The sequence below is a fragment of the Aerococcus tenax genome, assembly GCF_003286645.3.
Lineage (GTDB): Bacteria > Bacillota > Bacilli > Lactobacillales > Aerococcaceae > Aerococcus > Aerococcus tenax.
Genome location: NZ_CP127382.2, coordinates 1587663 through 1613902 on the forward strand (window position 1 = coordinate 1587663; position 26240 = coordinate 1613902).

The 26240-nt window shown below is 42.1% G+C and carries 37 protein-coding genes; all 37 read right to left on the minus strand.

Going from position 1 to position 26240, the window contains the following annotated elements:
- Positions 1 to 3: 3 nt before the first annotated feature.
- The 37 genes from DBT50_RS07370 to lysS all read right to left on the minus strand — a co-directional run bounded on the left by DBT50_RS07370 (position 4) and on the right by lysS (position 26226).
- A complete protein-coding gene (locus DBT50_RS07370) occupies positions 4 to 1887 on the minus strand; it encodes an acyltransferase family protein (protein WP_111852572.1) in 1884 nt (627 codons plus the stop codon).
- A 209-nt stretch (positions 1888 to 2096) separates the two neighbouring features.
- Positions 2097 to 2477: a 50S ribosomal protein L17 gene (rplQ, locus tag DBT50_RS07375; RefSeq protein WP_013669270.1), complete on the minus strand. Its 381-nt coding sequence runs from the start codon at positions 2475 to 2477 to the stop codon at positions 2097 to 2099.
- A gap of 27 nt (positions 2478 to 2504) precedes the next feature.
- Positions 2505 to 3449 (minus strand): DNA-directed RNA polymerase subunit alpha, encoded by a 945-nt coding sequence (locus tag DBT50_RS07380; protein ID WP_111852571.1) that lies wholly within the window; start codon positions 3447 to 3449, stop codon positions 2505 to 2507.
- A gap of 76 nt (positions 3450 to 3525) precedes the next feature.
- Entirely contained in the window at positions 3526 to 3921 is a 396-nt protein-coding gene (gene rpsK / locus DBT50_RS07385) for a 30S ribosomal protein S11 (RefSeq protein ID WP_013669034.1), read from the minus strand.
- 31 nt (positions 3922 to 3952) lie between these two features.
- Positions 3953 to 4318, minus strand: coding sequence for a 30S ribosomal protein S13 (gene rpsM, locus DBT50_RS07390; protein ID WP_060778667.1), 366 nt, complete (start codon positions 4316 to 4318; stop codon positions 3953 to 3955).
- Between the two features lie 25 nt (positions 4319 to 4343).
- Positions 4344 to 4457, minus strand: coding sequence for a 50S ribosomal protein L36 (gene rpmJ / locus DBT50_RS07395; RefSeq protein ID WP_013669541.1), 114 nt, complete (start codon positions 4455 to 4457; stop codon positions 4344 to 4346).
- A gap of 23 nt (positions 4458 to 4480) precedes the next feature.
- On the minus strand, positions 4481 to 4699 hold the full coding sequence (gene infA / locus DBT50_RS07400) for a translation initiation factor IF-1 (RefSeq protein WP_013669764.1): 219 nt from the start codon (positions 4697 to 4699) through the stop codon (positions 4481 to 4483).
- Between the two features lie 99 nt (positions 4700 to 4798).
- On the minus strand, positions 4799 to 5452 hold the full coding sequence (locus DBT50_RS07405; protein WP_064292997.1) for an adenylate kinase: 654 nt from the start codon (positions 5450 to 5452) through the stop codon (positions 4799 to 4801).
- Between the two features lie 20 nt (positions 5453 to 5472).
- Positions 5473 to 6771 (minus strand): preprotein translocase subunit SecY, encoded by a 1299-nt coding sequence (gene secY, locus DBT50_RS07410; RefSeq protein ID WP_111852570.1) that lies wholly within the window; start codon positions 6769 to 6771, stop codon positions 5473 to 5475.
- Positions 6771 to 7211 carry a 50S ribosomal protein L15 gene (gene rplO, locus DBT50_RS07415; RefSeq protein ID WP_013669395.1) on the minus strand — a complete coding sequence of 147 codons (441 nt, stop codon included), beginning with the start codon at positions 7209 to 7211 and terminating at the stop codon, positions 6771 to 6773. The genes secY and rplO overlap by 1 nt, the downstream gene beginning before the upstream one ends.
- Before the next feature lie 23 nt (positions 7212 to 7234).
- The gene (rpmD, locus tag DBT50_RS07420; RefSeq protein ID WP_111852569.1) at positions 7235 to 7417 is read right to left on the minus strand and encodes a 50S ribosomal protein L30; all 183 of its coding nucleotides are present in this window, start codon (positions 7415 to 7417) and stop codon (positions 7235 to 7237) included.
- A gap of 11 nt (positions 7418 to 7428) precedes the next feature.
- Positions 7429 to 7935, minus strand: a complete 507-nt coding sequence (rpsE, locus tag DBT50_RS07425) for a 30S ribosomal protein S5 (RefSeq protein ID WP_013668649.1) — start codon at positions 7933 to 7935, stop codon at positions 7429 to 7431.
- Positions 7936 to 7955: 20 nt separating this feature from the next.
- Complete coding sequence (rplR, locus tag DBT50_RS07430; RefSeq protein WP_013669422.1) at positions 7956 to 8321, minus strand: 50S ribosomal protein L18; 366 nt, start codon at positions 8319 to 8321, stop codon at positions 7956 to 7958.
- 42 nt (positions 8322 to 8363) lie between these two features.
- On the minus strand, positions 8364 to 8903 hold the full coding sequence (gene rplF / locus DBT50_RS07435; protein WP_064292994.1) for a 50S ribosomal protein L6: 540 nt from the start codon (positions 8901 to 8903) through the stop codon (positions 8364 to 8366).
- A gap of 34 nt (positions 8904 to 8937) precedes the next feature.
- Positions 8938 to 9336, minus strand: coding sequence for a 30S ribosomal protein S8 (gene rpsH / locus DBT50_RS07440; protein WP_060778671.1), 399 nt, complete (start codon positions 9334 to 9336; stop codon positions 8938 to 8940).
- 29 nt (positions 9337 to 9365) lie between these two features.
- Entirely contained in the window at positions 9366 to 9551 is a 186-nt protein-coding gene (locus DBT50_RS07445) for a type Z 30S ribosomal protein S14 (RefSeq protein ID WP_041705886.1), read from the minus strand.
- A gap of 18 nt (positions 9552 to 9569) precedes the next feature.
- Positions 9570 to 10112 (minus strand): 50S ribosomal protein L5, encoded by a 543-nt coding sequence (rplE, locus tag DBT50_RS07450; protein WP_013669078.1) that lies wholly within the window; start codon positions 10110 to 10112, stop codon positions 9570 to 9572.
- Positions 10113 to 10137: 25 nt separating this feature from the next.
- Positions 10138 to 10446 carry a 50S ribosomal protein L24 gene (gene rplX, locus DBT50_RS07455; protein ID WP_060778672.1) on the minus strand — a complete coding sequence of 103 codons (309 nt, stop codon included), beginning with the start codon at positions 10444 to 10446 and terminating at the stop codon, positions 10138 to 10140.
- Between the two features lie 27 nt (positions 10447 to 10473).
- Complete coding sequence (gene rplN / locus DBT50_RS07460) at positions 10474 to 10842, minus strand: 50S ribosomal protein L14 (RefSeq protein WP_013669368.1); 369 nt, start codon at positions 10840 to 10842, stop codon at positions 10474 to 10476.
- 27 nt (positions 10843 to 10869) lie between these two features.
- The gene (gene rpsQ / locus DBT50_RS07465) at positions 10870 to 11136 is read right to left on the minus strand and encodes a 30S ribosomal protein S17 (RefSeq protein ID WP_013668808.1); all 267 of its coding nucleotides are present in this window, start codon (positions 11134 to 11136) and stop codon (positions 10870 to 10872) included.
- A 32-nt stretch (positions 11137 to 11168) separates the two neighbouring features.
- The gene (rpmC, locus tag DBT50_RS07470; RefSeq protein ID WP_013670083.1) at positions 11169 to 11363 is read right to left on the minus strand and encodes a 50S ribosomal protein L29; all 195 of its coding nucleotides are present in this window, start codon (positions 11361 to 11363) and stop codon (positions 11169 to 11171) included.
- Positions 11356 to 11784 carry a 50S ribosomal protein L16 gene (rplP, locus tag DBT50_RS07475; protein ID WP_013669835.1) on the minus strand — a complete coding sequence of 143 codons (429 nt, stop codon included), beginning with the start codon at positions 11782 to 11784 and terminating at the stop codon, positions 11356 to 11358. The genes rpmC and rplP overlap by 8 nt, the downstream gene beginning before the upstream one ends.
- Positions 11785 to 11786: 2 nt before the next feature.
- The gene (rpsC, locus tag DBT50_RS07480; RefSeq protein WP_013668835.1) at positions 11787 to 12437 is read right to left on the minus strand and encodes a 30S ribosomal protein S3; all 651 of its coding nucleotides are present in this window, start codon (positions 12435 to 12437) and stop codon (positions 11787 to 11789) included.
- A gap of 3 nt (positions 12438 to 12440) precedes the next feature.
- A complete protein-coding gene (gene rplV / locus DBT50_RS07485; protein ID WP_013669907.1) occupies positions 12441 to 12797 on the minus strand; it encodes a 50S ribosomal protein L22 in 357 nt (118 codons plus the stop codon).
- 22 nt (positions 12798 to 12819) lie between these two features.
- Positions 12820 to 13098: a 30S ribosomal protein S19 gene (gene rpsS, locus DBT50_RS07490; RefSeq protein WP_013668682.1), complete on the minus strand. Its 279-nt coding sequence runs from the start codon at positions 13096 to 13098 to the stop codon at positions 12820 to 12822.
- 34 nt (positions 13099 to 13132) lie between these two features.
- Entirely contained in the window at positions 13133 to 13969 is an 837-nt protein-coding gene (gene rplB / locus DBT50_RS07495; RefSeq protein WP_013670129.1) for a 50S ribosomal protein L2, read from the minus strand.
- An 11-nt stretch (positions 13970 to 13980) separates the two neighbouring features.
- Entirely contained in the window at positions 13981 to 14283 is a 303-nt protein-coding gene (rplW, locus tag DBT50_RS07500; RefSeq protein WP_060778673.1) for a 50S ribosomal protein L23, read from the minus strand.
- Positions 14283 to 14906: a 50S ribosomal protein L4 gene (rplD, locus tag DBT50_RS07505; protein ID WP_064292992.1), complete on the minus strand. Its 624-nt coding sequence runs from the start codon at positions 14904 to 14906 to the stop codon at positions 14283 to 14285. The genes rplW and rplD overlap by 1 nt, the downstream gene beginning before the upstream one ends.
- 22 nt (positions 14907 to 14928) lie before the next feature.
- Positions 14929 to 15564, minus strand: coding sequence for a 50S ribosomal protein L3 (rplC, locus tag DBT50_RS07510; protein WP_013669423.1), 636 nt, complete (start codon positions 15562 to 15564; stop codon positions 14929 to 14931).
- A 45-nt stretch (positions 15565 to 15609) separates the two neighbouring features.
- A complete protein-coding gene (gene rpsJ / locus DBT50_RS07515) occupies positions 15610 to 15918 on the minus strand; it encodes a 30S ribosomal protein S10 (RefSeq protein ID WP_013668846.1) in 309 nt (102 codons plus the stop codon).
- Positions 15919 to 16348: 430 nt separating this feature from the next.
- Positions 16349 to 17764: a L,D-transpeptidase family protein gene (locus DBT50_RS07520; RefSeq protein ID WP_181566135.1), complete on the minus strand. Its 1416-nt coding sequence runs from the start codon at positions 17762 to 17764 to the stop codon at positions 16349 to 16351.
- 178 nt (positions 17765 to 17942) lie between these two features.
- Positions 17943 to 19127, minus strand: a complete 1185-nt coding sequence (gene tuf, locus DBT50_RS07525) for an elongation factor Tu (RefSeq protein ID WP_060778677.1) — start codon at positions 19125 to 19127, stop codon at positions 17943 to 17945.
- Positions 19128 to 19263: 136 nt separating this feature from the next.
- Positions 19264 to 21357, minus strand: coding sequence for an elongation factor G (gene fusA, locus DBT50_RS07530; protein WP_013669335.1), 2094 nt, complete (start codon positions 21355 to 21357; stop codon positions 19264 to 19266).
- Positions 21358 to 21459: 102 nt separating this feature from the next.
- Positions 21460 to 21930 carry a 30S ribosomal protein S7 gene (rpsG, locus tag DBT50_RS07535; protein ID WP_013668505.1) on the minus strand — a complete coding sequence of 157 codons (471 nt, stop codon included), beginning with the start codon at positions 21928 to 21930 and terminating at the stop codon, positions 21460 to 21462.
- 26 nt (positions 21931 to 21956) lie between these two features.
- Positions 21957 to 22370 carry a 30S ribosomal protein S12 gene (gene rpsL / locus DBT50_RS07540; protein ID WP_013669654.1) on the minus strand — a complete coding sequence of 138 codons (414 nt, stop codon included), beginning with the start codon at positions 22368 to 22370 and terminating at the stop codon, positions 21957 to 21959.
- Between the two features lie 340 nt (positions 22371 to 22710).
- Entirely contained in the window at positions 22711 to 24402 is a 1692-nt protein-coding gene (locus DBT50_RS07545) for a hypothetical protein (protein WP_111852566.1), read from the minus strand.
- A 321-nt stretch (positions 24403 to 24723) separates the two neighbouring features.
- The gene (gene lysS / locus DBT50_RS07550; protein WP_111852565.1) at positions 24724 to 26226 is read right to left on the minus strand and encodes a lysine--tRNA ligase; all 1503 of its coding nucleotides are present in this window, start codon (positions 26224 to 26226) and stop codon (positions 24724 to 24726) included.
- Between the last annotated feature and the right edge of the window lie 14 nt (positions 26227 to 26240).

Sequence of the window (26240 nt, forward strand, 5' to 3'; positions counted from 1 at the left end):
TTATCACTTATTATCTTCAATTAGTGCCCGTCCCACATAGTCTGTCCAAGCCTTGACCCCCGCTTTTGAGAAGTGGATGCCATCTTGACTGAGCCAATCGGCTTGGGCATTTTGATCATAGTAAGTGGACCAGTCAATTAATTGACAGTCCTTTCGACTATCAGCGGTTGCCTTCAAGGCCTCGTTGACTTGTTGACGCCAAGGCCGGTTGACATGGGTATTGACCAGGTAAATCTTCTTACCTTCAAAGCGTTTCAGTAATTGGTTAATTTGTTGGGAAGTAAAGCCACCATTGGCGCCTAAGTCTACCACCACTTTATCCTGGATCTCATTCTCAGCGCTAAAGCTATCGATTAGTTCACCAGCTTGGTAGACTTGAAGTCCCACCTTGGCACAAATATTAGACCGTGGGAAGAGGGCCGTAATCCCCTTAGAGACATCGATGGTTAAGGAGTCTCCTAAGAAGGTAAAACTGAGACCGTTAGCCTGGTAGAGGACCTCATTAGAGAAGTCACTTACGATGGCTTGTTGGTCTTGGCTGAGCGATTGCCGGTATTTTTCAATATCTTCATCACTATCACTAGCAATGGTATGCTTTTCCCGGTTAGCTTGTTCGATCGCTTCACGGGCCTCTCGGGCTTCAGCCTCAGACTTGAGCACCACTTCGCCCTTGGGTGCCGTCACTAAGGCAAAAAGCGCCAGGGCTAGAACCAGGGTAAATCCCCAAAAGAGGACTTTTTGGTACCAGGGGGTCTCCTTAGACCGGACTTGACGAAAACCAGTAATTAAACGGAGCGGCTCCCCTTTAGGGCGCAAATAAATCGGTATTGTCACTAAGCGCTGGTTAACCAAGGCATCTAGGAGAAGGCCAATCACAAAGATAGCTAAGACCTGTAACCAAGGTTGCATGGTAAACCAGTTCTGTTGGCTGGCATGGGCAGTAAAGACAATATAGATGGGATAGTAGGTCAGATAGACGAAATAATTCTTCCGTCCGATAAAGGCCAAGGGCTTAAAGCGAAGAATCTTACCAATAAAGGATTGGTCTTGGACAATAGCTAAAACAAATAAGACTACCAATAGGTCAAAGACCAACATACCCCCGTAGTAAGTCCATATGGAAGAATCCGTCAAGAACTTCATCAAGACTGCTAATATACCAGCAGTCACTAGGGCAATTAAGTCTGGCGTCCAAGACGTCTTAAGTAGCCGATATGAGAAGCCTATAATTTCTTCCCCCATTAAGAAAGCGATACTCCCTAATAAAAAGGAAAATAAGCGGCTATCGGTCCCATAATAGGCCCGGCTGGGGTCTTGACCCGGAGTAAAGAGAAAAGCCATCCAGGCCACTGAAATCAAGGCTAAAACAATCAAGAAATAAGTAAAATGCTGCTTAGACATACGCCGCCGCAGTAAGCCATAGATGAAATAAAAGACCACAAGCGACTGTAGGTAGACCCCTAAGTACCAGAGATGGGTTAAAAGCGAGGGGTGGAGAAATTCAGCAAAATAGGAAGACCCGATGGCAATCTGATACCAGTTATTGACAAAGGCCAAGCTGGAAAAGACCACTGGGCGAATATTGGTTAACAGCTCAGCTTGAAAAAGGAGTAGGAGCGCTAGCAAGAGAATAATAAAAAAGACCAAGGGCCAAAACATCTTCCCTAAGCGCCTGAAAAACTGCCAGCCCAGTCTGAAGGACTTGCCCTCCCTTAAGCGCCGTTCTAACTGACTGGTCACCAAATAACCCGATAGGATTAAGAATATATCCACCGCTAAAAAGCCACCCGGCAAGGAATTGGTGAAGAAATGATAGCAAATGATGGCAAGCATGGCAAAGAGCCTCAGAGTATCTAGCTGAGGTAAATATAGCCGTTCTTGGCGCATGGGGAAACCTCTTCTCTATGAATGTTCATTAACATTATTATTATAACAAATATTCTCTATCGAAAACTAAAAAAGCGCAAAAAAAAAGACATATAAAATGTCTCAATAAAAAACAAACTTTTTCACCCCTAGACTTCTGCCTAGGGATGAAAGAGCTAGACTCGGAAAGAGACAAAGGCCTCTCTCCATCATCATAACACTCAAAAGTTTTATACTAATTCGATAATCGCCATTGGAGCGTTGTCGCCACGACGTGGTTCAGTTTTTAAAATTCGAGTATAACCACCTTGACGGTCAGCGTAACGTTCACCTAAGTCATTGAATAACTTTTGAAGAACGGTTTCAATAACGATTTTTTCGTCTTCAACACGAACATCGCTCACTTCATTACGTAAGTAACTTGCTGCGCGACGACGAGAAGCCAGGTCGCCTTTTTTACCTAAAGTGATCATTTTTTCAGCAGTTTTACGAATTTCTTTAGCGCGAGTTTCAGTCGTGGTAATGCGTTCGTTGATTAATAAGTCAGTAGTTAAATCACGTAATAAGGCTTTACGTTGGGAGCTACTACGACCTAATTTACGGTAACTCATTCTTAGTATTCCTCCTTCTTAAAGATATTAGTCATCATCTTTTAAAGATAAGTCTAATGCGTCGAGTTTGCCTTTGACTTCGTCTAATGATTTACGTCCCAGGTTACGGACCTTCATCATTTCTGCTTCAGTCTTTTGAGTTAATTCTTCAACGGTGTTAATCCCTGCCCGTTTCAAGCAGTTATAGGACCGTACCGATAAGTCTAATTCCTCAATGGTCATTTCGAGCATTTTTTCTTTTTGTGTTTCTTCTTTCTCAACCATGATTTCAGCTTCTTGAGCTTCATCAGTTAGGCTAACAAAGATTGCAAGATGTTCCGTTAAGACTTTAGCCGCTAAGCTTAAAGCTTCCTTAGGGGCAATCGTTCCATCCGTCCAAATATCGAAAGTCAATTTATCGTACTCATTGACTTCACCAATCCGGGTATTTTCTACTTGGTAGTTAACCTTCTTGATTGGTGTATAGATTGAATCGACCGGAATGACACCAATAGGCATGTCGTCCGTTTTGTTGTTTTCTGCACGGACAAAGCCACGTCCATTCTTAACATGCATCAGCATATGGATCTTGGCACCTTCAGCCAAAGAACAAATATGTAGATCTGGATTCAACACATCGAAGTCCGCATCAGCAGTAATATCTGCCGCAGTCACTTCAGCTGGTCCAGTGATATCAAGTTCAATGTCCTTTTCGTCGACATCGTATAATTTAAGCGCAAGTTGCTTAATATTAAGAACAATTTGGGTAACGTCTTCACGTACTCCTGGAATAGTTGAAAATTCATGTAAAACGTTTTCAATCTTTATCGATGTTACAGCTGTCCCTGGTAATGAGGATAAAAGTACACGACGAAGGGAATTACCTAAAGTCGTCCCATAACCTCTCTCTAGTGGTTCGACAGCGAATTTACCAAACTTATTATCTTCGCTGGTTTCAATGGTTTCGATATTTGGCTTTTCAATTTCGATCATCTAGTAGTTTACCCCTTTCAAAACGTGAAAACTTGCACCTTTAAGTAAGTCCAAATGCATCAATCGTTTTAAAACATTAAACACGACGACGTTTTGGAGGACGACAACCATTATGAGGAATAGGTGTTACATCACGAATTGCAGTAACTTCTAATCCTGCAGCTTGAAGTGCACGAATAGCAGATTCACGACCAGAGCCAGGACCTTTTACCGATACTTCTACGGTTTTCATCCCATGATCCATTGCTGTTTTAGCAGCTGTTTCTGAAGCTAATTGTGCAGCATATGGTGTTGATTTACGGGAACCTTTAAAGCCAAGAGCCCCTGCAGAAGACCAAGAAATCGCATTTCCTTGTTCATCAGTAATCATCACAATAGTATTGTTGAATGTTGAGTGAATATGTGCGACGCCTGACTCAACATGTTTCTTGACACGACGTTTACGTGATCCTTGACGTTTTGCTTTTGCCATCTGTATGCTAACCTCCTTTATTTTAAATTAATTATTTCTTCTTAGCGATTGCTAAGCCACGTTTACCTTTACGGGTACGTGCATTGTTTTTAGTGTTTTGTCCACGAACTGGTAAGCCACGACGGTGACGCATACCACGGTATGAACCAATTTCTTGTAAACGTTTGATATCCATATTGATATCGCGGCGTAAGTCACCTTCAACTTTGATCTTGTCCACTTCTTTACGTAGGCGGTCAAGTTCATCGTTAGTGAGGTCACGAACGCGAGTATCTTCGGAAACATCACAAGCTTCACAAATCTTTTCAGCAGTGGCTTTACCGATACCAAAAATGTAGGTTAATGAGATAACAACGCGTTTATCTCTAGGAATATCTACTCCTGCAATACGTGCCATTTATCTGGTCCCTCCTATCTATTAATTAACCTTGACGTTGTTTATGTTTAGGGTTCGCACAAATAACCATCACACGGCCACTACGGCGAATTACCTTGCATTTTTCACAAATAGGTTTTACTGATGCTCTAACTTTCACTCTTTTACCTCCTTATACCACCATTACTTGAATCGGTAGGTAATACGTCCTTTACTTAAGTCATAAGGAGACATTTCTACCTTTACACGGTCGCCAGGTAAAATACGGATATAATTAACACGCATTTTTCCTGAAATATGCGCTAAAACTTCAAAGCCGTTTTCGAGCTCGACTTTGAACATTGCATTTGGTAACGATTCAGTAACAGTACCTTCAACTTCAATCATATCTTCTTTAGCCACAATATATCCTCCCAGTCTATCCAAGTAATAGCTTCAAACAGTAGGTGTATCTTTCGACTAACTCGAATATTTTACCACAACAAAGAATAGTTATCAAGTCTAATCTTCGATAACTTCAGAAATGCGGTTAAAGACATTTTCAATGCCAATGTCGCCAGGAACCTTATAGAGTTTGCCCTTAGCTTCATAAAATTCAACCAAAGGCTTGGTTTGTTCGAGGTTCACCTGGATACGATTTTCGACAACTTCAGCTTTGTCATCCTCACGTTGGTAGAAGTCATGACTACCACAACGGTCACAGGTGTTTTCTTCTTTTGGTGGGTTAGAGTTAACATTGTAGGTTGCCCCACACGAACGACAAATGATTCTGCCGGTTAAACGTTGTTTTAACACCTCAGGATCAACATCAATGTAAATGACTGCATCGATGGGTTGATCGATACTTGCCGTAATCTCTTCCAAAGCCTCAGCTTGGTTGATGGTTCTTGGGAAACCATCTAACATATAACCTTCATCGTCTTTGACTTGAGCTAAGCGGTCTTTGACAATGCCGTTGGTTACTTCATCAGGTACTAAAGACCCAGAATCCATGTAGGACTTGGCCTTCTTCCCTAATTCCGTACCGTCAGCCATAGCTTGGCGGAACATATCACCAGTAGAAATATGAGGAATTTTATAAGCTGCTTCAATACGTTCAGCTTGGGTTCCCTTACCTGCACCAGGTAGACCCATTAAAATAATATTTCTTTTCATCTTTTTGCACTCCCAATTTCCTATTCACGAATGAATCCAATATAACGATGTTTGATTAAACGTCCTTCAATTTGTTTATAGGTATCTAATGCGACTCCGACAACGATCAACAAGCTAGTCCCACTTAAGGCAACTCTTTGTGACATATCTAAGACATAAGAAATCACTAAAGGCGCGGTAGCAATGGCCATTAAGAACAGAGCACCAAAGAAACTTAAACGATTGAGAACTGTTGAAATAAACTGTTCAGTCGCTAAACCAGGACGAACACTAGGAATATAGGCGCCTGATTTTTGGAAGTTCTCAGCCACACGTTCCGGATTAATTTGAATATGGGCATAGAAGAAGGTGAACAGAATAATCGTCACCGCATATAGGGCAATCCCTAAAGGATCTTGTAATGAAAAGATCCGTGAGACGAGTTTAAACCATTCAGCCTCTCCATGAGAAGCTCTAAAGAAATTCAAGATCGTTTGCGGAACCATGATTAAGGAACTAGCAAAGATCACTGGGATAACACCAGCTGAATTGATTTTTAATGGTAGGTGGGCACGTTGGTTAGCGCTATTGGCCCGTTTAGAATAACGCACCGGAATCCGGCGTTCTGCCTGGTTGATAAAGACCACAAAGGTAATAATTAGGATCATTATCAGGGTAAAGGCTAGTGCCAATAAGCCATTTTGAACCAAGGCGTTGCCTTCTGCCTTGAGAAGTTTGGAACTTACAAAAGCGACAATTTCTGTAGGGACACGGGATACGATCCCTGCAAAAATAATCAATGATGTTCCGTTACCTACCCCATATTGGGTGATTTGCTCCCCGATCCAAGTAACAAACATGGATCCAGCGGTCATTATCAAGGCAATGAATAAGTAAGTTGTCGTGCTTGGGTTTTGAATTAAACCGAATTGGGCTAATGAGTTAAACCCTAATGACAATGCTAATGATTGAAAGAAAGCGATCGCTACTGCAAAGTAACGCGTCCATTTATTTAACTTCCGACGCCCTACCTCCCCTTGCTTGGACCACTCAGTGAATGATGGGACAATTTCCATCTGCAAGAGCTGGATAACAATCGAAGCAGTAATGTAGGGTGAAACACCTAAGGAGAAGATGGAGTAACTCGCTAAGGCTCCACCACCAAAGGTATTTAACAAGCCGAATAGGCCCGAATTTGCTAAAGTTGATACCGCTCCAGCATTAACAAAGGGAACGGTAATATGTGAGCCGATTCTAAAGACAATCAACATCCATAGAGTAAAGAAGATTCGACCTCTAATATTTTTGTCCTTGAAGGCTTGTTTCAAGGTGCTAAACATTAGATCACCTCGCAAACTCCCCCAGCGGCTTCAATAGCTTCTTTTGCAGACGCTGAGAATTTAGCAGCTTTTACTGTTAACTTACGTTCTAAGTTACCTTGTCCTAAAATTTTAACGCCAGCTTTTTCCTTCTTGATTAAACCTGCTTCAGCTAATTCATTGGCTGAAACTTCTGAGCCGTCTTCAAAAACATTTAAGTCTTCAATATTAACAATCGCATATTCCTTACGGTTAATGTTGGTGAAACCACGTTTAGGGATACGACGGTAAAGTGGAGTTTGTCCACCTTCGAAGCCTAGACGAGTACGTCCACCGGAACGTGCTAATTGTCCTTTTTGACCACGGGTAGAGGTTTTACCCCAACCTGACCCTGATCCACGACCTACACGTTTGCGTGAATGACGAGATCCTTTTGCGGGTTGTAATTCATGTAATGCCATCTAGTCTGCACCTCCTTTAGAAATTATTTTACGTCTTCAATAGAGACTAGGTGGGCTACTTTATTAATCATACCATTAATTGCTTCATCGCGTGTCTTTACAACACTGTAGCCAACATGTTTTAAACCTAGTGCTTTAACGGTTCTAATTTGATCTTCTTTGCGACCAATTAAACTTTTCTTTAAAGTAATTTTTACTTCTGACATGGTTTGTCCCCCTAACCTAATAGTTCTTGTACGGATTTACCACGTAATTGAGCAACTTCTTTAGGGTCTTTTAATTCAGCAAGACCTTGGATAGTTGCTTGAACCATATTAATTGGTGTATTGGATCCGAGAGATTTTGAAGTAATATCAGCAATACCGGCTAATTCAACAACGGCACGGATTGGACCACCAGCGGCAACCCCAGAACCGACTTTAGCAGGTTTAAGCATAACACGACCACCATTGAATTTACCAATGACTTCATGTGGAATAGTTGTACCAGCAAGTGGAACCGCGATCATGTTTTTCTTACCATTTTCAATCGCTTTATTAATTGCTGCTGGCACTTCAGAAGCTTTACCTGTACCAAAACCAACGTGACCTTCACCGTCACCAACAACCACTAGGGCTGCAAAGCGCATACGGCGACCACCTTTAACAACTTTGGTTACTCGATTAATAGCAACAACGCGATCTTCAATCTTTTTGTCATCAATTTGAACGAAATCTTTTGCCATGTTTAGGTATCCTCCTTTGCTTAGAATTCTAATCCATTTTCACGAGCGGCTTCTGCTAAAGCTTTAACACGGCCGTGATATTGGTAACCCCCACGGTCAAAGACAACTGCAGTCACTCCTGCTTCTTTACCGCGTTCAGCAATGGCTTGGCCAACTGCTTGGGCATTTTCAGTTTTGCTTCCTTTGTTTAATTCTGAATTGGCATCAGAGGCACTTGCAAGCGTAACACCCGCTACGTCATCAATTAATTGAGCGTAGATGTGTTTATTTGAGCGGTAAACGCTCAAGCGTGGGCACTCTGCTGTTCCAGAAAGATTACGACGAATACGTGCATGACGTTTTTGACGTAATGCATTTTTATCTGGTTTGCTAATCAATTTTGTCACCTCTTAATTGTTATTTTTATGAGATAAAGCACTGTAAGCTTATTACTTACCTGTTTTACCTTCTTTACGGATAATGTGTTCGCCAGCGTATTTAATCCCTTTACCCTTGTAAGGTTCTGGTTTACGTACTTGACGGATTTTAGCAGCTAATTCGCCAACTTTATCTTTGTCAACACCATTAATCTTGATTTCAGTATTGCTTGGGACTTCAAAGTCAATACCTTCTGGTGCTTCAAATTCTACTGGATGGGATAATCCCACTTGTAAGACAAGTTTTTTACCTTGTAATTGAGCACGGTAACCAACCCCGGATAGTTCCAATTGTTTAGAGAAACCTTCGTGGGTCCCTAATACCATGTTATAGAATAATGAACGAGACGTTCCATGCATAGAACGGGCTTCTTTTGATTGGTTAACTGGTTCAAAAGTATATTCATTTTCTTCGTTTTGAGCGATTTTAATCAATGGATTGAATTCGCGTGTTAATTCACCTTTAGGGCCTTTAACAGTAACAGTAGAACCGTCAACAGATACGGTTACGTCACTTGGTACGGCAACTGGTTTATAACCAATACGACTCATCTAGGCTGCACCTCTTTCTATAATGATTTCTCTCTTACCATACGTAGGCAAGAATTTCGCCACCAATGTTCTTTTGGCGTGCTTCTTTGTCAGTAACAACACCTTCAGATGTTGAGACAATGGCAATCCCTAAACCGTTCAACACTTTAGGAATTTCATCACTTTTTGCGTAAACACGTAATCCTGGTTTAGAAATACGGCGTAAGTTTGTGATGATACGTTGGTTATCGGCACCGTATTTCATGAATACGCGGATAATCCCTTGTTTGTCGTCTTCTAAGACTTCATAGCCTTTGATATAGCCTTGTTCTTCTAAGATTTTAGCAATTGCTTCTTTCATTTTTGAAGCTGGAACTTCAACTGTTTCATGACGCACTAAGTTAGCGTTACGAATACGAGTTAGGAAGTCCGCAATTGGATCTGTCATGACCATCTAAGTACACCCTCCTTTATATTACTTGATTACCAACTAGCCTTCTTGACCCCTGGAAGTTGTCCTTTATGGGCAAGTTCACGAAGACAAATACGGCATAATTTAAACTTACGGTAAACAGAGTGGGGTCTGCCACAGCGTTCACAACGTGTGTAAGCCTGTGTTGAATACTTAGGTTTACGTTTATTCTTTTCGATCATTGCTTTTTTAGCCAAACCGTTCGCCTCCTTGTACTATTTTTGGAATGGCATTCCTAATTGTGCCAATAATTCTCTTGATTCTTCATCAGATTCTGCGGTAGTTACGATAACAACGTCTAAACCACGAACTTTATCAACTTCATCAAAGTCGATTTCTGGGAAGATTAATTGTTCACGAATACCTAAGGTATAGTTACCACGTCCATCAAAGGAACGTTTGCTAATTCCGCGGAAGTCACGAACACGAGGAAGTGAAACATTAATTAACTTGTCTAAGAAGTCATACATACGTTCACCACGTAAGGTAACTTTGGTACCAATAGGCATACCTTCACGTAAGCGGAAACCAGCGATTGATTTCTTCGCTTTGGTGATAATTGGTTTTTGACCAGAGATCTTGGTTAATTCTTCAACTGCATTTTCAAGATTTTTTGAGTTGGAGACTGCGTCGCCGACACCCATATTTAAAACAATCTTGTCAACTTTTGGCACTTGCATTGGAGAAGTATAGTTAAACTTTTCAATTAAAGCGTTCTTTACTTCGTTATTGTATTTTTCTTTTAAATGATTAGCCATAATCTGTTAGTTCCTCCTTCCTTGATTAATCTAAGGCTTTGCCAGATTTTTTAGCCACACGAACACGCTTGCCGTCACGTTCTTCAATGGCAACGCGGGTCTTTTCGTTGGTTTCTGGATCAATTAATTGGACATTTGATACATGAATTGCAGCTTCTTCTTCGATGATGCCGCCTTGTGGATTTGCTTGGGATGGACGTTGGTGTTTCTTCACTAAGTTTGCGCCTTCAACGAGTACGCGGTCTTTCTTAGGGAAAGTTTTTAAAACTGTTCCTTGAACGCCTTTGTCTTTACCAGCAATAATTTCTACTTTATCACCTGTTTTAATACGCATCTTTTGGACACCTCTCTTTCAATATGATTAAAGTACTTCTGGAGCGAGTGAAATAATACGCATATAGTTGTTTTCACGTAATTCACGAGCTACTGGTCCAAAGATACGAGTTCCACGTGGTGTTTTGTCATCACGAATAATTACACAGGCATTTTCATCGAATTTGATGTATGAACCATCAGCACGACGTGTTCCACTCTTGGAGCGAACAATAACAGCTTTTACCACATCACCTTTTTTAACAACGCCACCGGGTGTAGCTTGTTTTACTGTACATACAATAACGTCACCGATGTTAGCTGTTTTACGACCTGAACCACCTAAAACGCTGACACATAGGACTTCACGAGCTCCTGAGTTATCAGCAACTTTCAAGCGACTTTCTGTTTGAATCATCTTCTAGTATCCTCCTTCCAGTTAGCGTTAAATAATAACTGATTTTTCAACAATTTCAACTAGACGGAAATATTTATCCTTAGATAGTGGACGGGTTTCCATAATTTTAACGGTGTCGCCTACTTTTGCTGAATTCTTTTCATCATGTACTTTATATTTCTTGGAATACGAAATACGTTTTTTGTATGTTGGATGGAATTTAAATGTGTCTACTTGGACAACGATCGTCTTATCCATTTTGTCGGAAACAACGCGTCCTTGTAGAACTTTACGGTGATTACGTTTTTCTGCCATTTCTTTAATATCCTCCTTTACTGATTAACGTTTTACGCGAGTTCTTGTTGACGCAATGCTGTTTTAATACGAGCAATTTGTTTACGAACTTGTTTAATACGCGCAGTATTTTCTAATTGACCGGTTGCCAATTGGAATCGTAAATTGAATAACTCTTGTTTGTATTCTTGTTCCTTTGCGTTTAATTCAGCCACGGAAAGATCTTTTAATTCAGAAAATTTATTCATTCGATTCACCACCTACATCACGTTTGACAATCTTACAACGAATTGGTAATTTGTGGGCGGCAAGACGTAGCGCTTCACGAGCAACTTCTTCAGGCACCCCTGCAATTTCAAATAAAATTTTTCCGCGTTTAACAGGAGCTACCCAGCCTTCTGGAGCACCTTTACCGGAACCCATACGAACACCAATGGCTTTGGCGGAGTATGGTTTGTGAGGGAAGATTTTAATCCATACTTTCCCTCCACGTTTCATATAACGTGTCATCGCGATACGGGCTGCTTCGATTTGGCGGTTGGTGATCCATTTAGAATCTAATGCTTGTAAGCCATATTCACCATAGGCGATTTCTTTACCGCCTTTAGCTTCTCCACGCATTTTTCCGCGGAACTCACGTCTATGTTTAACACGTTTAGGTACTAACACGATTATTCCTCCTCTTGATTATTAGTTGTTGGAAGAACTTCTCCACGGCAAATCCAAACTTTAACACCAATTTTACCATAGGTGGTGTCTGCTTCTACCCAGGCATAATCAATGTCAGCACGTAGGGTATGTAGTGGAACAGTTCCTTCGTCTAATGCTTCGGTACGAGCCATATCAGCACCGTTTAAACGGCCAGATACTTGGACTTTGATACCTTGAGCGCCTGCTTTCATGGTGCGTTGAATGGCTTGTTTCATTGCACGACGGAAAGCGATACGGTTTTCTAATTGTTGAGCGATGTTTTCGCCGACTAATTCTGCACTTAAGTCAGGTTGTTTAACTTCGATAACGTTGATGTGTACGCGTTTACCGGTTAATTGGTTAAGGTCTTTACGGAGTTTTTCTACTTCAGAACCGCCTTTACCGATAACCATACCTGGTTTAGCAGTATGCACATTGATGTTTACCTTGTTAGCTGCACGTTCAATTTCAACTTGTGAGATTGAAGCATCTTTTAGCGCGTCTTCAATATAATCACGGACAGCTAAGTCTTCATGTAACGTGTTGGCATAATCTTTTTCTTCAAACCAGCGTGCATCCCAGTCTTTAATGACCCCGATACGTAAACCGGTTGGATTAATTTTTTGACCCACTAATTACTCCTCCTCTGCTTCTTTTACCACAACGGTAATGTGGCTGGTGCGTTTATTGATACGTGAAGCTGCGCCTTTAGCACGTGGACGGAACCGTTTCATGGTTGGCCCTTCGTTCACATAGGCTTCACTGACATATAATTTAGTTACATCTAAGTCTGAATTGTGTTCTGCGTTAGCAACAGCTGACATTAACACCTTTTCAATCACAGGACTAGCTGCACGAGGGGTGTTTTTTAGAATAGCGATTGCTTCGCCAACGCTCTTGTTGCGAATTAAGTCAATTACTAAGCGCGCTTTACGGGCTGGAATTCGAACTGTTTTCGCAGTAGCTTTTGCAGATAAAACTTGTTCTGCCATTATTTATTTTCCTCCTCTCGCATTAACGACGTGTCTTCTTGTCGTCTGCAGCATGACCATGGTAAGTACGGGTAGGAACAAATTCACCTAATTTGTGTCCAACCATGTCTTCTTGAATATAAACTGGAACATGTTTACGTCCATCGTGAACAGCAATCGTTAAACCAATGAAGTTAGGAAAGATTGTTGAACGACGGGACCATGTTTTGATTACTTGTTTTTTATCGTTGTCTTGTTGTTCTTGAACCTTTTTCATTAAGTGTTCGTCACAAAAAGGTCCTTTTTTAATACTACGGCTCATTTACTCTGGCTCCTTTCGTCAAGATCTAGTTAGTTTAACGTTTCTTGCTACGGTGACGTACAATTAATTTATTGCTACGTGCGTTCTTATCACGAGTCTTAATACCACGAGCTGGTTTACCCCATGGGGTCATTTGAACCTTACGTCCGATTGGTGCACGGCCTTCACCACCACCGTGTGGGTGATCGTTAGGGTTCATTACGGAACCACGAACAGTTGGGCGTTTACCTAACCAGCGACTACGTCCAGCTTTACCGCTGTTAATCAATTCGTGTTGTTCATTACCAACAGAACCGACTGTAGCCCGGCATGTCCCTAAGATAAAACGTACTTCACCAGAGTTTAATTTTACGAGGACATATTTGTCTTCTTTACCTAAAACTTGAGCACTGGTACCAGCGGCACGAACTAATTGGCCACCCTTGCCAGGTTTGGTTTCGATGTTGTGGATCACAGTACCAACTGGGATATTCTTAAGAGGTAAAGCGTTACCTACTTTGATATCAGCGTCAGCACCAGATTGGATCCGGGTACCTACTTGTAAGCCTTTAGGTGCGATGATGTAGGTTTTAACCCCGTCAGTATAATGGATTAATGCGATGTTAGCGGAACGGTTTGGATCGTATTCGATAGCCTTAACCACGCCTTCAACGTTATCTTTGTTACGTTTGAAATCGATTAAACGGTAAGCTTGTTTGTGTCCACCCCCATGGTGACGAACAGTGATACGACCTTGGTTGTTACGTCCAGCTCTTCTGGATTGTTTAGCTAATAAGCTTTTTTCAGGTGTTTTCTTGGTGATTTCGGAAAAATCGGAACCTGACATATTACGACGTCCGTTAGTTGTCGCTTTATAAACTTTAATCGCCACGTTAATTCCTCCTATTCTTCAGAATCTTCATCAGTTGTTGGGAAGATTTCAATTGATTGACCTTCGGCAACTTCGACAATGGCTTTGCGACGTTTGCGGGTATAACCTGCATAACGTCCCATACGTTTTAACTTGCCACGTACATTAAGGATGTTTACTTTAACAACTTTTACTTGGAAAAGTTCTTCAACAGCTTGTCTCACTTGAGTTTTGTTAGCGTCTGTAGCTACTTCAAAAGTGTACTTGTTGTCATCCATAGCTTCCATTGAAGCTTCAGTAATGATTGGGCGTAGAATAATATCTTGAGCACTCATTATGCAAGTACCTCCTCTACGTTAGAAAGAGCTGATTGAGTCATAAGCACTTTCACATGGTTTTCTAAGTCGTAAACGTTCACGTTATCTTCATCAACTACGGTAACGTTGTTTAAGTTACGTGCAGATAAGTGGGCGTTCGTGTTGTCTTTATCTACAACCACTAAGACTTTTTCGTTAACATTTAAGTTTTCGAGAATGTTTTTAAATTCTTTGGTCTTTGGTGCATCTAGGCTAAGAGCGTCAACAACCACTAAGTTGTCTTGGCTCACTTTACGTGATAATGCAGAACGTAAAGCTAAGCGACGTACCTTACGAGGTAACTTGTAGCTGTATGAACGTGGGGTAGGACCGAATGCGCGTCCACCACCAACCCATTGAGGAGCTCGGATAGAACCTTGACGAGCACGACCGGTTCCTTTTTGACGCCATGGTTTACGTCCACCACCACTAACAGCGGAACGGTTTTTCACTGCGTGTGTTCCTTGGCGACGGGAAGCGCGTTGCATCAAAATAACATCAAAGATTGCGGTTTCGTTTGGTTCAATAGCGAAGATGTCGTCTTTTACTTCGATTTCGCCGTTTTGTGAACCATCTTGTTTATATAAGTTGATTTTAGCCATTATTTTCTTCCTCCTTCCTCAATTATTCAGCTGATTTAGCAGCTGTCTTGATTTCAACGAGTGATTTCTTGGCACCTGGAACATTACCTTTCACTAAGATAACATTCTTATCTGCCATCACTTTAACGATTTCTAAGTTTTGAATGGTTACAGTGTTGCCACCCATTTGTCCTGGTAAGTTTTTACCCTTGAAGACTTTGGAAGCATCTGAAGCCATACCCATTGATCCAGCAGCACGGTGGTAGTGAGAACCGTGAGACATAGGACCACGTTGTTGACCATGACGTTTGATCGCGCCTTGGAAACCTTTACCTTTAGAGGTTCCAGTTACATCAACGATGTCGCCTTCTTGGAAAATATCCACCTTTACTTCGCTACCTACTTCGTATTCTCCTAGCTCAACATCTTTGAATTCGCGAATGAAGCGCTTAGGAGTAGTTTCTGCTTTTGCTACATGACCTTGTTCAGGTTTATTGGCAAGAACTTCACGTTTGTCGTCGAAACCTAATTGAACAGCTTCGTAACCATCGTTTTCCAAAGTTTTCACTTGTAAAACAACATTAGCTTGAGCTTCGATAACAGTAACTGGTACTAATTCGCCAGATTCAGTGAAGAACTGAGTCATACCTACTTTTTTACCTAAGATTCCTTTAGTCATGATTACACCTCCATAAAATTATTTTTTTAAAATTGGTTAACTAAATTAAAGTTTGATTTCGATGTCCACACCACTTGGTAAGTCGAGTTTCATTAAAGCGTCGACTGTCTTAGGTGTTGGGTTAACAATATCCACTAGGCGTTTGTGTGTACGCATTTCGAATTGTTCCCGTGAGTCTTTGTACTTGTGAGTTGCACGGATCACGGTGAAGATTGAGCGTTCAGTTGGTAGTGGGATTGGCCCTGCTACTTGTGCTCCTGTACGTTTAGCGGTATCTACAATTTTTTGTGCGGATTGATCTAACGCACGATGTTCATAAGCCTTTAAGCGGATACGAATTTTTTGTTTTGCCATTATATTTCCTCCTCGTCATAATTCTACGATTGACTAGCTCCATATGAAAGACCGGCTCCACCCTCTTGGCAAAGCTCCCGGGTGTGTCGCAACCTCATACTTCAAAGCTTGGGCTGTTTTGACTCCAGGGCATAGTAACCCCTGGAATTTACAGCACTCTTACAATTATACAGACATGTTGATGTGATATCAAGGGTTTTCGCTTACTTTTTTAAAAAAATCGCCAAAAACTTTCTTTAGCCCCTTCTTGTTTCCAAACCTTCCCCTAATAGCTATAAGCATGAGCTAAATTGTCTAAGTGACACTGTATTGGTTCGACGCCTTCCACTTAGATAGACAAAAAGAAACCGAGACTTTCTATCTGCTAAGACTCGGTTTCTCTTCTATTATATATATGTTCATTTTCAATGCTATCAAATGCCCTGCTTCTTTAATGAAGGGATTCTTCATTAAAGATAACAACTGGCATGCCCACATAGGATTTAGCAAAGATGGTTGGCATGACATTGATTGAGGTATTGACACAACCGTAGGACCCTGCCATGTTGCGGTAGAGTTGCCCCCCAAAGGCTGGTTGCCACTTAGCGTCATGGATACCTTCCGCATGGTAGTCAAAGGCCATCCAATAATCCACTGGTTGCTCGTAAGGAATCCCAGTGATTGGTGAATTGGCTCTTAAGATACTTGGTGACTCCATATTCCAAATTTCATTGGCACCCGGAATCGTCGGTGACTTGTCTTGTCCAGTAATTACATCGGTTTCCAGACTCAATTGTCCATTTTCATAGAGAAATAGTTTTTGGTTAGGGATATCTACTTCAATATAAGTATCCCCAAAGAAATTATCTACCTTATAGCCTTGACCGGCAATACTTGGTTCAAAACTCTTATCCTCACCAGCTAAGACCGCTTGGGCCACTTCTTCTACCGCCCGGTCACGGTCAATATACCAGCCATAAATTCCAGGGAAAATGGTCACTGTCCCTGACATGGTGGACTTAAATTCGTGTGGGTTTAATAAGCCAGACACTTTTTGGTTGAGCTCTTGTAAGTAAGCTGAAATCTTAGACCGGTCCACATCAATCGAAGAGTCCGCTTGAACAATCAGCCAACTTTGAATGGTGGCGGGATCAATCGGATAGTCTTTATCTTCGATATTAAGGGCTAGCTTCATAGAAGAAATCTTATTGAATTGCTCCATTTGCTTTTGTATTTCGGGGTCATCGGACTTCACTTGAGGCTCTAAGTAAGCATCCTCCAACTTCACCTGATCTTGCCCTTGGTCGATGGCTGATTGAATCAATTGGCCTAATTTTTCCTTTGAAACTTGGTTCCCATTGCTTTCTTTTTTGATGCTTAATTGGTTATTGGCCTGGTCCACTACCACTTGGGCATTAGTGGGAGCTTGGCGCTCAGCATTATTAATCGCTAAGTCATTAACCAACCCCTTAAGAGCAGCTTCATTATTCTTACTTTCTTCAACTGCTAAGACACCATGGTCTTGGTTAAACCAAGCTAAAGGCCAAGTCCAAGCATTTTGTTGAGCTAAGACCTGTTCTAAGGAAGAATTGATATTAAATTGAATCCCAACATCTTGGGGTTTGACTTCCTTAATTACTTGATCTTTTTCCGTGACCTTAACCCCTAAGTTGGATAACTTGTCCTTGAGGCGACTTTCTGCCTCTTCCGGGCTTTGATGGCTAATATCTGTTGCAGCCATCACCGTTTCTGGCAAGAAGTGTCCTTGATAATAGTAGCTCCCTCCTAAATAGACCAGTGCTAAAACACTGATCACCGTTACCAGAGCAATTAAAAAGCCCTTTTTTCCATTATGCTTACTAGCCATATCATTTCCTCCCCGACAAGTTGTTTTCATTTTTTCGCTAACAATTTGTCTTAATTTAGTAAATAACTATTAATAAAATACCGACAAATACCTGTTTTGTAAACCATTTAGTTCTAAAATTATTTTTAAAATAAAAAAAGAGCTCGGATGAGCTCTTTTTCTTGGCATGTTCTAAAAATTAAAGAATTTCAGAAACAACACCGGCACCAACAGTGTGGCCACCTTCACGGATTGAGAAGTTAGTACCTTCTTCAATAGCGATTGGGTGAATTAATTTAACTTCCATAGTAACGTTGTCACCAGGCATTACCATTGGTGTGTCTTCTGGTAAGATAACTTCACCGGTAATGTCAGTTGTACGGAAGTAGAATTGTGGACGGTAGTTGTTCATGAATGGGGTGTGACGTCCACCTTCTTCTTTAGTTAAAACATAAACTTCAGCTTTGAATTCGGTATGTGGAGTAATGGTACCTGGTTCAGCTAAAACTTGACCACGTTCGATGTTTTCACGGGTAATACCACGTAATAAGGCACCAACGTTGTCACCTGCTTCAGCGTAGTCAAGTGTTTTACGGAACATTTCAAGACCGGTAACAGTTGTTTTTTCAGGTTTGTCAGCTAAACCAACGATTTCAACTTCTTTACCAACTTCGATCTTACCACGTTCAACACGACCAGTAGCAACGGTACCACGACCGGTAATTGAGAATACGTCTTCAACTGGCATCATGAATGGTTTGTCAGTGTCACGTTCTGGAGTTGGGATGTATTCGTCAACAGCTTCCATTAAGTCTAAGATCGCTTGTTCAGCATCTGCGTCGCCTTCAAGAGCTTTTAATGCAGAACCTTTAATTACAGGAACGTCATCTCCTGGGAAACCATATTCACTTAATAAGTCACGAACTTCAAGTTCAACTAATTCAAGTAATTCTTCGTCGTCAACCATATCACATTTGTTTAAGAATACAACGAAGTAAGGAACCCCAACTTGACGAGCAAGTAAGATGTGTTCACGAGTTTGAGCCATAGGACCATCAGTTGCGGCAACAACTAAGATCGCACCGTCCATTTGAGCAGCACCGGTGATCATGTTCTTAACGTAGTCCGCGTGGCCTGGGCAGTCAACGTGAGCGTAGTGACGGTTAGCTGTTTCGTATTCGATGTGAGAAGTGTTAATAGTAATCCCACGTTCTTGTTCTTCAGGTGCGTTATCGATCGCAGCGTAGTCTTTAGCTTCACCGAAACCATTTTTAGCTAAAACAGTAGCGATAGCTGCTGATAAAGTGGTTTTACCGTGGTCAACGTGACCTAAAGTACCGATATTTACGTGTGGTTTACTACGATCAAAATGTTCTTTTGCCATTGTATAATTTTCCTCCTAAAAGTTAACACTAAATTTCTATCTTATGTATATAGATTCAGTAGTTTAATTATATGAGATAGGCCTTGATAAAGTCAAGGACTCTACCTCATCTTTCCTTGATTTTTAAGCCTTTAGACTAATCTTCAGAACCTTTACCATATTTGGCAATGATTTCTTCACTGACAGATTTTGGAACCGGTTCATAGTGGTCAAAGGTCATGGTAAATGTCCCACGTCCTTGGGTTGCTGAACGTAAGGTTGTTGCATACCCAAACATTTCAGATAGTGGCACAAATGAGTGTAAGGTTAAAGCGTTCCCGCGTGGTTCTTGTCCTTCGATACGGCCACGACGTGCGGAAACATGTCCCATAACATCGCCTAAGTAGTCTTCAGGAACAACAATATCAACCTTCATCACAGGCTCAAGGATTACTGCGCCAGCATCTTTAGCTGCATTACGTAATGCAAGAGAAGCGGCAACCTTGAAGGCTGCTTCACTGGAGTCGACATCGTGGTAAGAACCATCATAAAGTTTAGCCTTCACGTCAACTAATGGGAAGCCTGCTAGGACACCATTTTCCATAGCGTCTTTCAAACCAGCTTCAACTGAAGGGATGTATTCACGAGGAACAACCCCACCAACGATAGCGTCTTCGAATTCGAAACCGGCACCTTCTTCGTTAGGGGTAAATTCGATCCATACGTCCCCGTATTGCCCTTTACCACCAGATTGACGAACAAACTTACCTTGGGCTTGTGTTTGTTTGGTGAAGGTTTCACGGTAAGACACTTGAGGAGCACCAACAGTTGCTTCAACGTTGAATTCACGTTTCAAACGGTCAACGATAATGTCTAAGTGCAACTCACCCATACCGGCAATGATGGTTTGACCAGTTTCATGGTCGGTACTTGCACGGAAGGTTGGGTCTTCTTCAGCTAATTTACCCAAAGCAATTTGCATCTTGTCTTGGTCAGCCTTGGTGTTTGGTTCGATAGCCACTTCGATAACAGGTTCTGGGAATTCCATTCTTTCCAAAATAATTGGGTTCTTGGTATCACAGAGGGTGTCACCAGTTGTGGTGTTCTTCAAACCAACCGCAGCAGCGATGTCACCAGAGAAGACTTCTTCAACTTCTGAACGAGAGTTAGCGTGCATCAATAAGATACGTCCGACACGTTCACGGGTGTCAGAAGTAGCATTCAGCACGTAAGAACCAGCTTCAAGAGTTCCTGAGTAAACGCGGAAGAAGGTTAAACGACCAACATAAGGGTCTGTCATCACCTTGAAGGCTAAAGCTGAGAATGGTGAGTCATCGTTTGCACGAACTTCAAAGGTTTCATCTGGATTGTTTGCGCGTTCTGCTTCAATTGGAGGAACGTCAGTAGGTGCAGGTAAGTAGTCAATAACTGCATCTAGCATTAATTGAACCCCTTTGTTCTTGAAGGCAGATCCACATAATACTGGGAAGAATTCCAAGTTCAAGGTTGCTTTACGGATAGCAGCTTTTAATTGTTCTTCAGTGATTTCTTCACCTTCTAGGTAAGCAATCATTAAGTCTTCGTCAGTATCTGCAACTGCTTCAACAAGGTCAGTACGCCATTTTTCAGCAAGTTCTTGATATTCTTCTGGAATATCTTCTTCATCAATCACTTGACCCATTTCGTCTTCATAAATTTCAGCTTTCATCTTAACTAAGTCAATGATTCCAGTGAAATTATCTTCAGCACCAATAGGTAATTGGATTGCGTGAGCATTTGCTCCTAAGCGGTCTTTGATGGTGTCAACAGCATATAAGAAGTCAGCACCGATCTTGTCCATCTTGTTAGCAAATACGATACGTGGAACATGGTAGGTATCAGCTTGACGCCAAACAGTTTCTGTTTGAGGTTCTACCCCGGATTGAGCGTCAAGAACGGTTACGGCACCATCAAGAACACGTAAGGAACGTTCAACTTCAACTGTGAAATCCACGTGCCCTGGGGTGTCGATAATGTTTACTCGATAACCCTTCCATTGTGCAGTTGTTGCTGCAGAAGTAATCGTAATCCCACGTTCTTGTTCTTGTTCCATCCAGTCCATTTGGGAAGCCCCTTCGTGGGTTTCACCAATTTTGTGGATTTTACCGGTATAGTACAAGATACGTTCAGTCGTGGTTGTCTTACCGGCATCGATGTGGGCCATAATTCCGATGTTTCTTGTTTTTTCAAGAGGGAATTCTCTTTTAGCCATCTTTGAATAACTCTCCTTTACTTTAAAATAGAATAAAAACTTGTCCTCACTTATAATACCTGCCGTACTAGGAAATTTCCACTAATAAAGCAGGAAAATTTATTACCAGCGGAAGTGAGCGAAAGCTTTGTTGGCTTCAGCCATACGGTGGGTTTCTTCACGTTTTCTAACGGCAGCACCGGTGTTGTTAGCAGCGTCCATGATTTCACGCGCTAAACGAACGTTCATGGTTCCTTCACCACGGTTACGAGCTGCTTGAACGAGCCAACGAAGAGCTAAAGTTTGACGGCGTTCTGGGCGAACTTCCATAGGCACTTGGTAGTTAGCACCCCCAACACGACGCGCTTTAACTTCTAAAACTGGAGAAATGTTTTCAAGCGCTTCTTGGTAAACTTCCATAGCGTCATTTCCAGTTTCTTCTTTAATAATATCAAAAGCATTGTATAAGATGGTTGCTGCTTTACCACGTTTACCGTCAACCATGATTTGGCTGATTAGGCGAGTAACCATTTTTGAATTGTAAATTGGGTCTGGCAATACATCACGTTTTGCAACATGTCCTTTACGAGGCATCCAATGCCCTCCTTTCTGATTTAATCTTAGTCTCTAGGTTTTTTGGTTCCGTATTTAGAACGACTTTGACGGCGGTTTTCAACACCAGCGGTATCTAAAGCGCCACGAACGATGTGGTAACGAACCCCTGGTAAGTCCTTAACACGACCACCACGAATAAGTACGACACTGTGTTCTTGAAGGTTGTGCCCAATTCCTGGAATATAAGCAGTCACTTCAACCATGTTGGATAAACGTACACGAGCGTATTTACGTAAGGCTGAGTTAGGTTTCTTAGGTGTCATCGTCCCTACACGAGTACATACTCCACGCTTCTGAGGAGAGTTGGTACGGGTAGGTTGTTTTTTCATTGAGTTATAACCTCTGTTCAAAGCAGGTGAATTTGATTTTGCCTTGCTAGATTTACGAGGTTTACGTAATAATTGGTTAATAGTAGGCATTTACTATTATTCCTCCTTCCAATTCTTCTGTTTTCATTTTAAAGCCACACATCCTGGTGTGTCATCTACTACAAAAAAGAAATAATCGACACCTAGTGAATCGATTATTGGTGATTTATGTTGTGCCATGATGTATCAGTCAGCACGACTGTATTTTGTTTACAGGAATCTGTATACAAAAAGCACCTTAAATACTCTACCACCCTTTGGATTTAATGTCAACAAATTTATTTAAAAATTCCTCTTTTAGATCACTACAGATAGAAATAAGAGAAAATAAGTAGCTAAAACAAAAAGAAAGCCGGAAATCCGGCTTTCCCTTCATTCTTGAGCTAATCAACTAATCGACGACTTCCATTTTCTCTACCTGGCCGCCCTCTTTGACTTGGAGTTTAACCGCCGTATCGGGCACCAGGAAGGGAAGTTCTTCATTAAGTTGAATGGGGACTTGGTAGATACTGCCATCGATCTTCAAGTAATAGACCGAGTTGCCCTCTTTGACTACGGCAGCGATTTGGTCTAAGTTGCCTTCAATGCTTTTAAGGTCTTCCATTTGACTGACCTCTTCAAAATGGGCCCCACTAGCCTTGGCATACTCTTCAATCAAAGCGGGCACTGACTGAGCGATGATCACATTTTGATAGTTATTGACATCAATTAAGGCATACTGCTTAATCAACCCAGCCTGGTCCTTTAGAGACAAGATATACATGGGATTGCCCTTTAAATTGATTAAGAGTGGGAAAGTCGCTTGGTAGCCTTTTTCTTGGACAGAGCCTTCCGAGGACTTCATGGCTGATATTTCTTCCGCCGCGGTCAAGGGGTAGAAACTGGTCTCCTTGGTCCGCATATTGACCAAGACAAAACCGATATTTGAGGCATCTTGGGCTACCGAAGTGACCCCAGTATAAAGGAAGATGTCATCGTTCATGGGCAGGTAATTATAGCCTGCTGTGGGCTTGGTCACACCCGTCTTAGCAAATAAGGCATTCCAAAAGCCGCCCCGGTATTTCCCGTTCATCTGCAGTTGGTGGAGGATAATGTCGGAAGAATAGACCCGGTCGATCCAGCCAGGCACTTGGTCCAATTGATAGTGCTGGGTCTCCCCACTTACCGCATCCAATAAGACCACTCCTGTAGGTTCAGGCTCCTTGAATATAAAATGCTTACCATAAGTGGTCGCCACATAGTAGGGGTGGCCTTGGTCGTCGACCTCAAAGGATGGTTGGTTAAAAATGGCAAAGGGATAGCGTAGGCGCAAGACCCGTTTAGCATTGCGGAAGAAGAGATCATCATTGGTGTACTTCATGGTGTTTTCTAAGTCCACTAGTTTAGTGTCTCCTGAGACCATATCGACTTGGATATAGTTAGGAATCCCCTGTCTAAAATTATTCAACCACTTGAAAAAACCAGCATATTCCAAGGGGGAGACCCGGTAGGGATGACCTTGAATATTAATCTGCGTATAGTCAGGAGCGGCCTCAAACTGAGAAACCAATTCAGAAAGTTCCCCTAGGCGCCGGTTACCTAATAAGGCCGCCGTATCGCGGTCAATTAAGGGAATTTGGCTCACATTGGTTTCTGGAAAATCTTCCTTAAAATCTTTCTTGTCCAGTTCGATCATATGAGCATAGCGGTCAGCCATAAACAAGGGACTATAAATCACCTGGATAGCTAAATAAGCTAGTAGTACAGCCCCCACTCCAGCAAAAAGGATCCGATATTTACGCTTGGGACGCTCTTTTTGAGTGAAAGCAGACCGCAAACGCTGGCCAAGATTAGCTTGCCGAGCCTTCTGGCGGTGAGTTCGTTTTAGCTCACTATCATAGATCGCTTCAGCAATAAAGAAAAGTAAGGCCCCCAGGCCAAGAAAGGCCCAAAAAGCCATGGAGGCATAGTTCAAAGGCGGTAGATAAAAATAATAGTAGCCTAATAAGATTAATAAGCCCCCAGCATGTAAGCCCAAGCGCAATCTTTTCAGCTGACTGTTTTTCTTTTGGTCTTCTTTTTCTGAATGGGTGACGTCTTTCATAAGCTTTCCTCCTCAAGTGACTTGTCTGCAGGCGTCAGTTCATCGTTATGTATCTATAAGTATGTTTGACTTAATTATATCAATAAAAAGGCTGCTTCATCTTCCTTCTAGTGAAAATCAAGCAGCCGCATAGTTATGTCAGAGGTTGGAACAAAAGTCCTGACCTCTTTTAAAAATACGAACCCTCTAATCGAAACCTGCTCCGGGTGCAAGGCAAGCGTCCACTTCACTAAAGGGTGAAAGAAGTCTCTTTGAGACTTCTTTCACCCTTTAGCTCCAGTGGTCTTGCCTTTTGACGCACCCGTCGCACTCTTTTGTTTTTTATTTATTACGCATGGTTGGGAAGAGTAGGATGTCACGGATGGAGTCGGAGTTGGTAAAGATCATTACCAAACGGTCAATCCCAATTCCTAAACCGCCCGTTGGTGGCATCCCAGTTTCTAGGGCTTCCACGAAGTCCTCATCCATATGTTGGGCTTCATCGTCACCAAGTTCTCTTTCCTTGACTTGGGCTTCGAAGCGTTGCCGTTGGTCGATTGGGTCGGTCAATTCAGTAAAGGCATTGCCTGCTTCCGCTCCGGCAATAAAGGCTTCAAAGCGGTCGGTGAAGCGACTATCTTCTTCATTGGCCCGTGCCAATGGTGAGATTGACTTAGGATGACCATAAACAAAGGTTGGTTGAATTAAAGTCTCTTCCACAAAAGTTTCGAAGAATTCGTTAACCACCTTACCAAAGTCATCGGTGTCTTTAACTTCAACGTGGTGGTCTTTGGCTAATTGACGCGCTTCTTCATCGGTCATTTCTTGCCAGAAGTCGACACCGGTAGCCTCTTTAATAGCGTCAACCATGTGGACCCGGCGCCATTGACCCGAGAAGTCTAATTGGTGGTCCCCATAAGGAATAGTGGTCGATCCCACCACTTGGCTAGCAATATGGTGGTATAATTCTTCGACTAAGTCCATCACGTCCCACATATCGCTATAAGCAGTATAGAGTTCCAGCAAGGTGAACTCAGGATTGTGGGTGTGGTCAATCCCTTCATTTCTGAAGACCCGACCAATTTCATAAACTTTTTCCATTCCACCGACGATTAAGCGTTTTAAGTGGAGTTCCAAAGCAATGCGTAGGTATAAATCAATGTCTAAAGCATTATGGTGAGTAACGAAAGGACGGGCATTGGCTCCCCCAGGAATGTTATGTAAAACTGGGGTTTCCACTTCTAAGTAGCCACGTTGGTCGAGGAAACGACGGATTTCACTGATGATCTTTGACCGGGTAACAAAGCGGTCATAGCTCTCCCGGTTAGTAATCAAGTCCAAATGGCGTTGACGGTAGATTTGTTCCTTGTCTTGTAAACCATGGTACTTGTCAGGAAGTGGACGTAAGGCCTTGGTCAGATGTTTTAATTCTTCTGCCTTCACCGATAATTCACCGGTATTGGTCCGCATCACATAACCTGAAACAGCGATAATATCACCGAGGTCAGCCTTCTTCCAGATATCCATATAGTCCTTGTCGCCAATTTCGTCTTTACGAACGTAAATTTGAATTTGACCAGAGCCATCCTGGATATGACCAAAACCGGCCCGGCCCTTTCCTCTTTTTGTCATGAGGCGGCCAGCAATATTCACAAAGACTGCTTTATCAGCCAGTTGGTCCTTGTCAAAAGCTTCATACTGGTCATGGATTTCTTGAGCGAGGGCATCGCGCTTAAAGCCTTTCGCAAATGGTTGGTAGCCATTTTCTATTAATTCATCTACTTTTTCGCGACGGACTTGCATTTGGTCATTCATCGCTTCATGCTGTTGGTTTTCCTTTGCCATTATCGACACTCCCA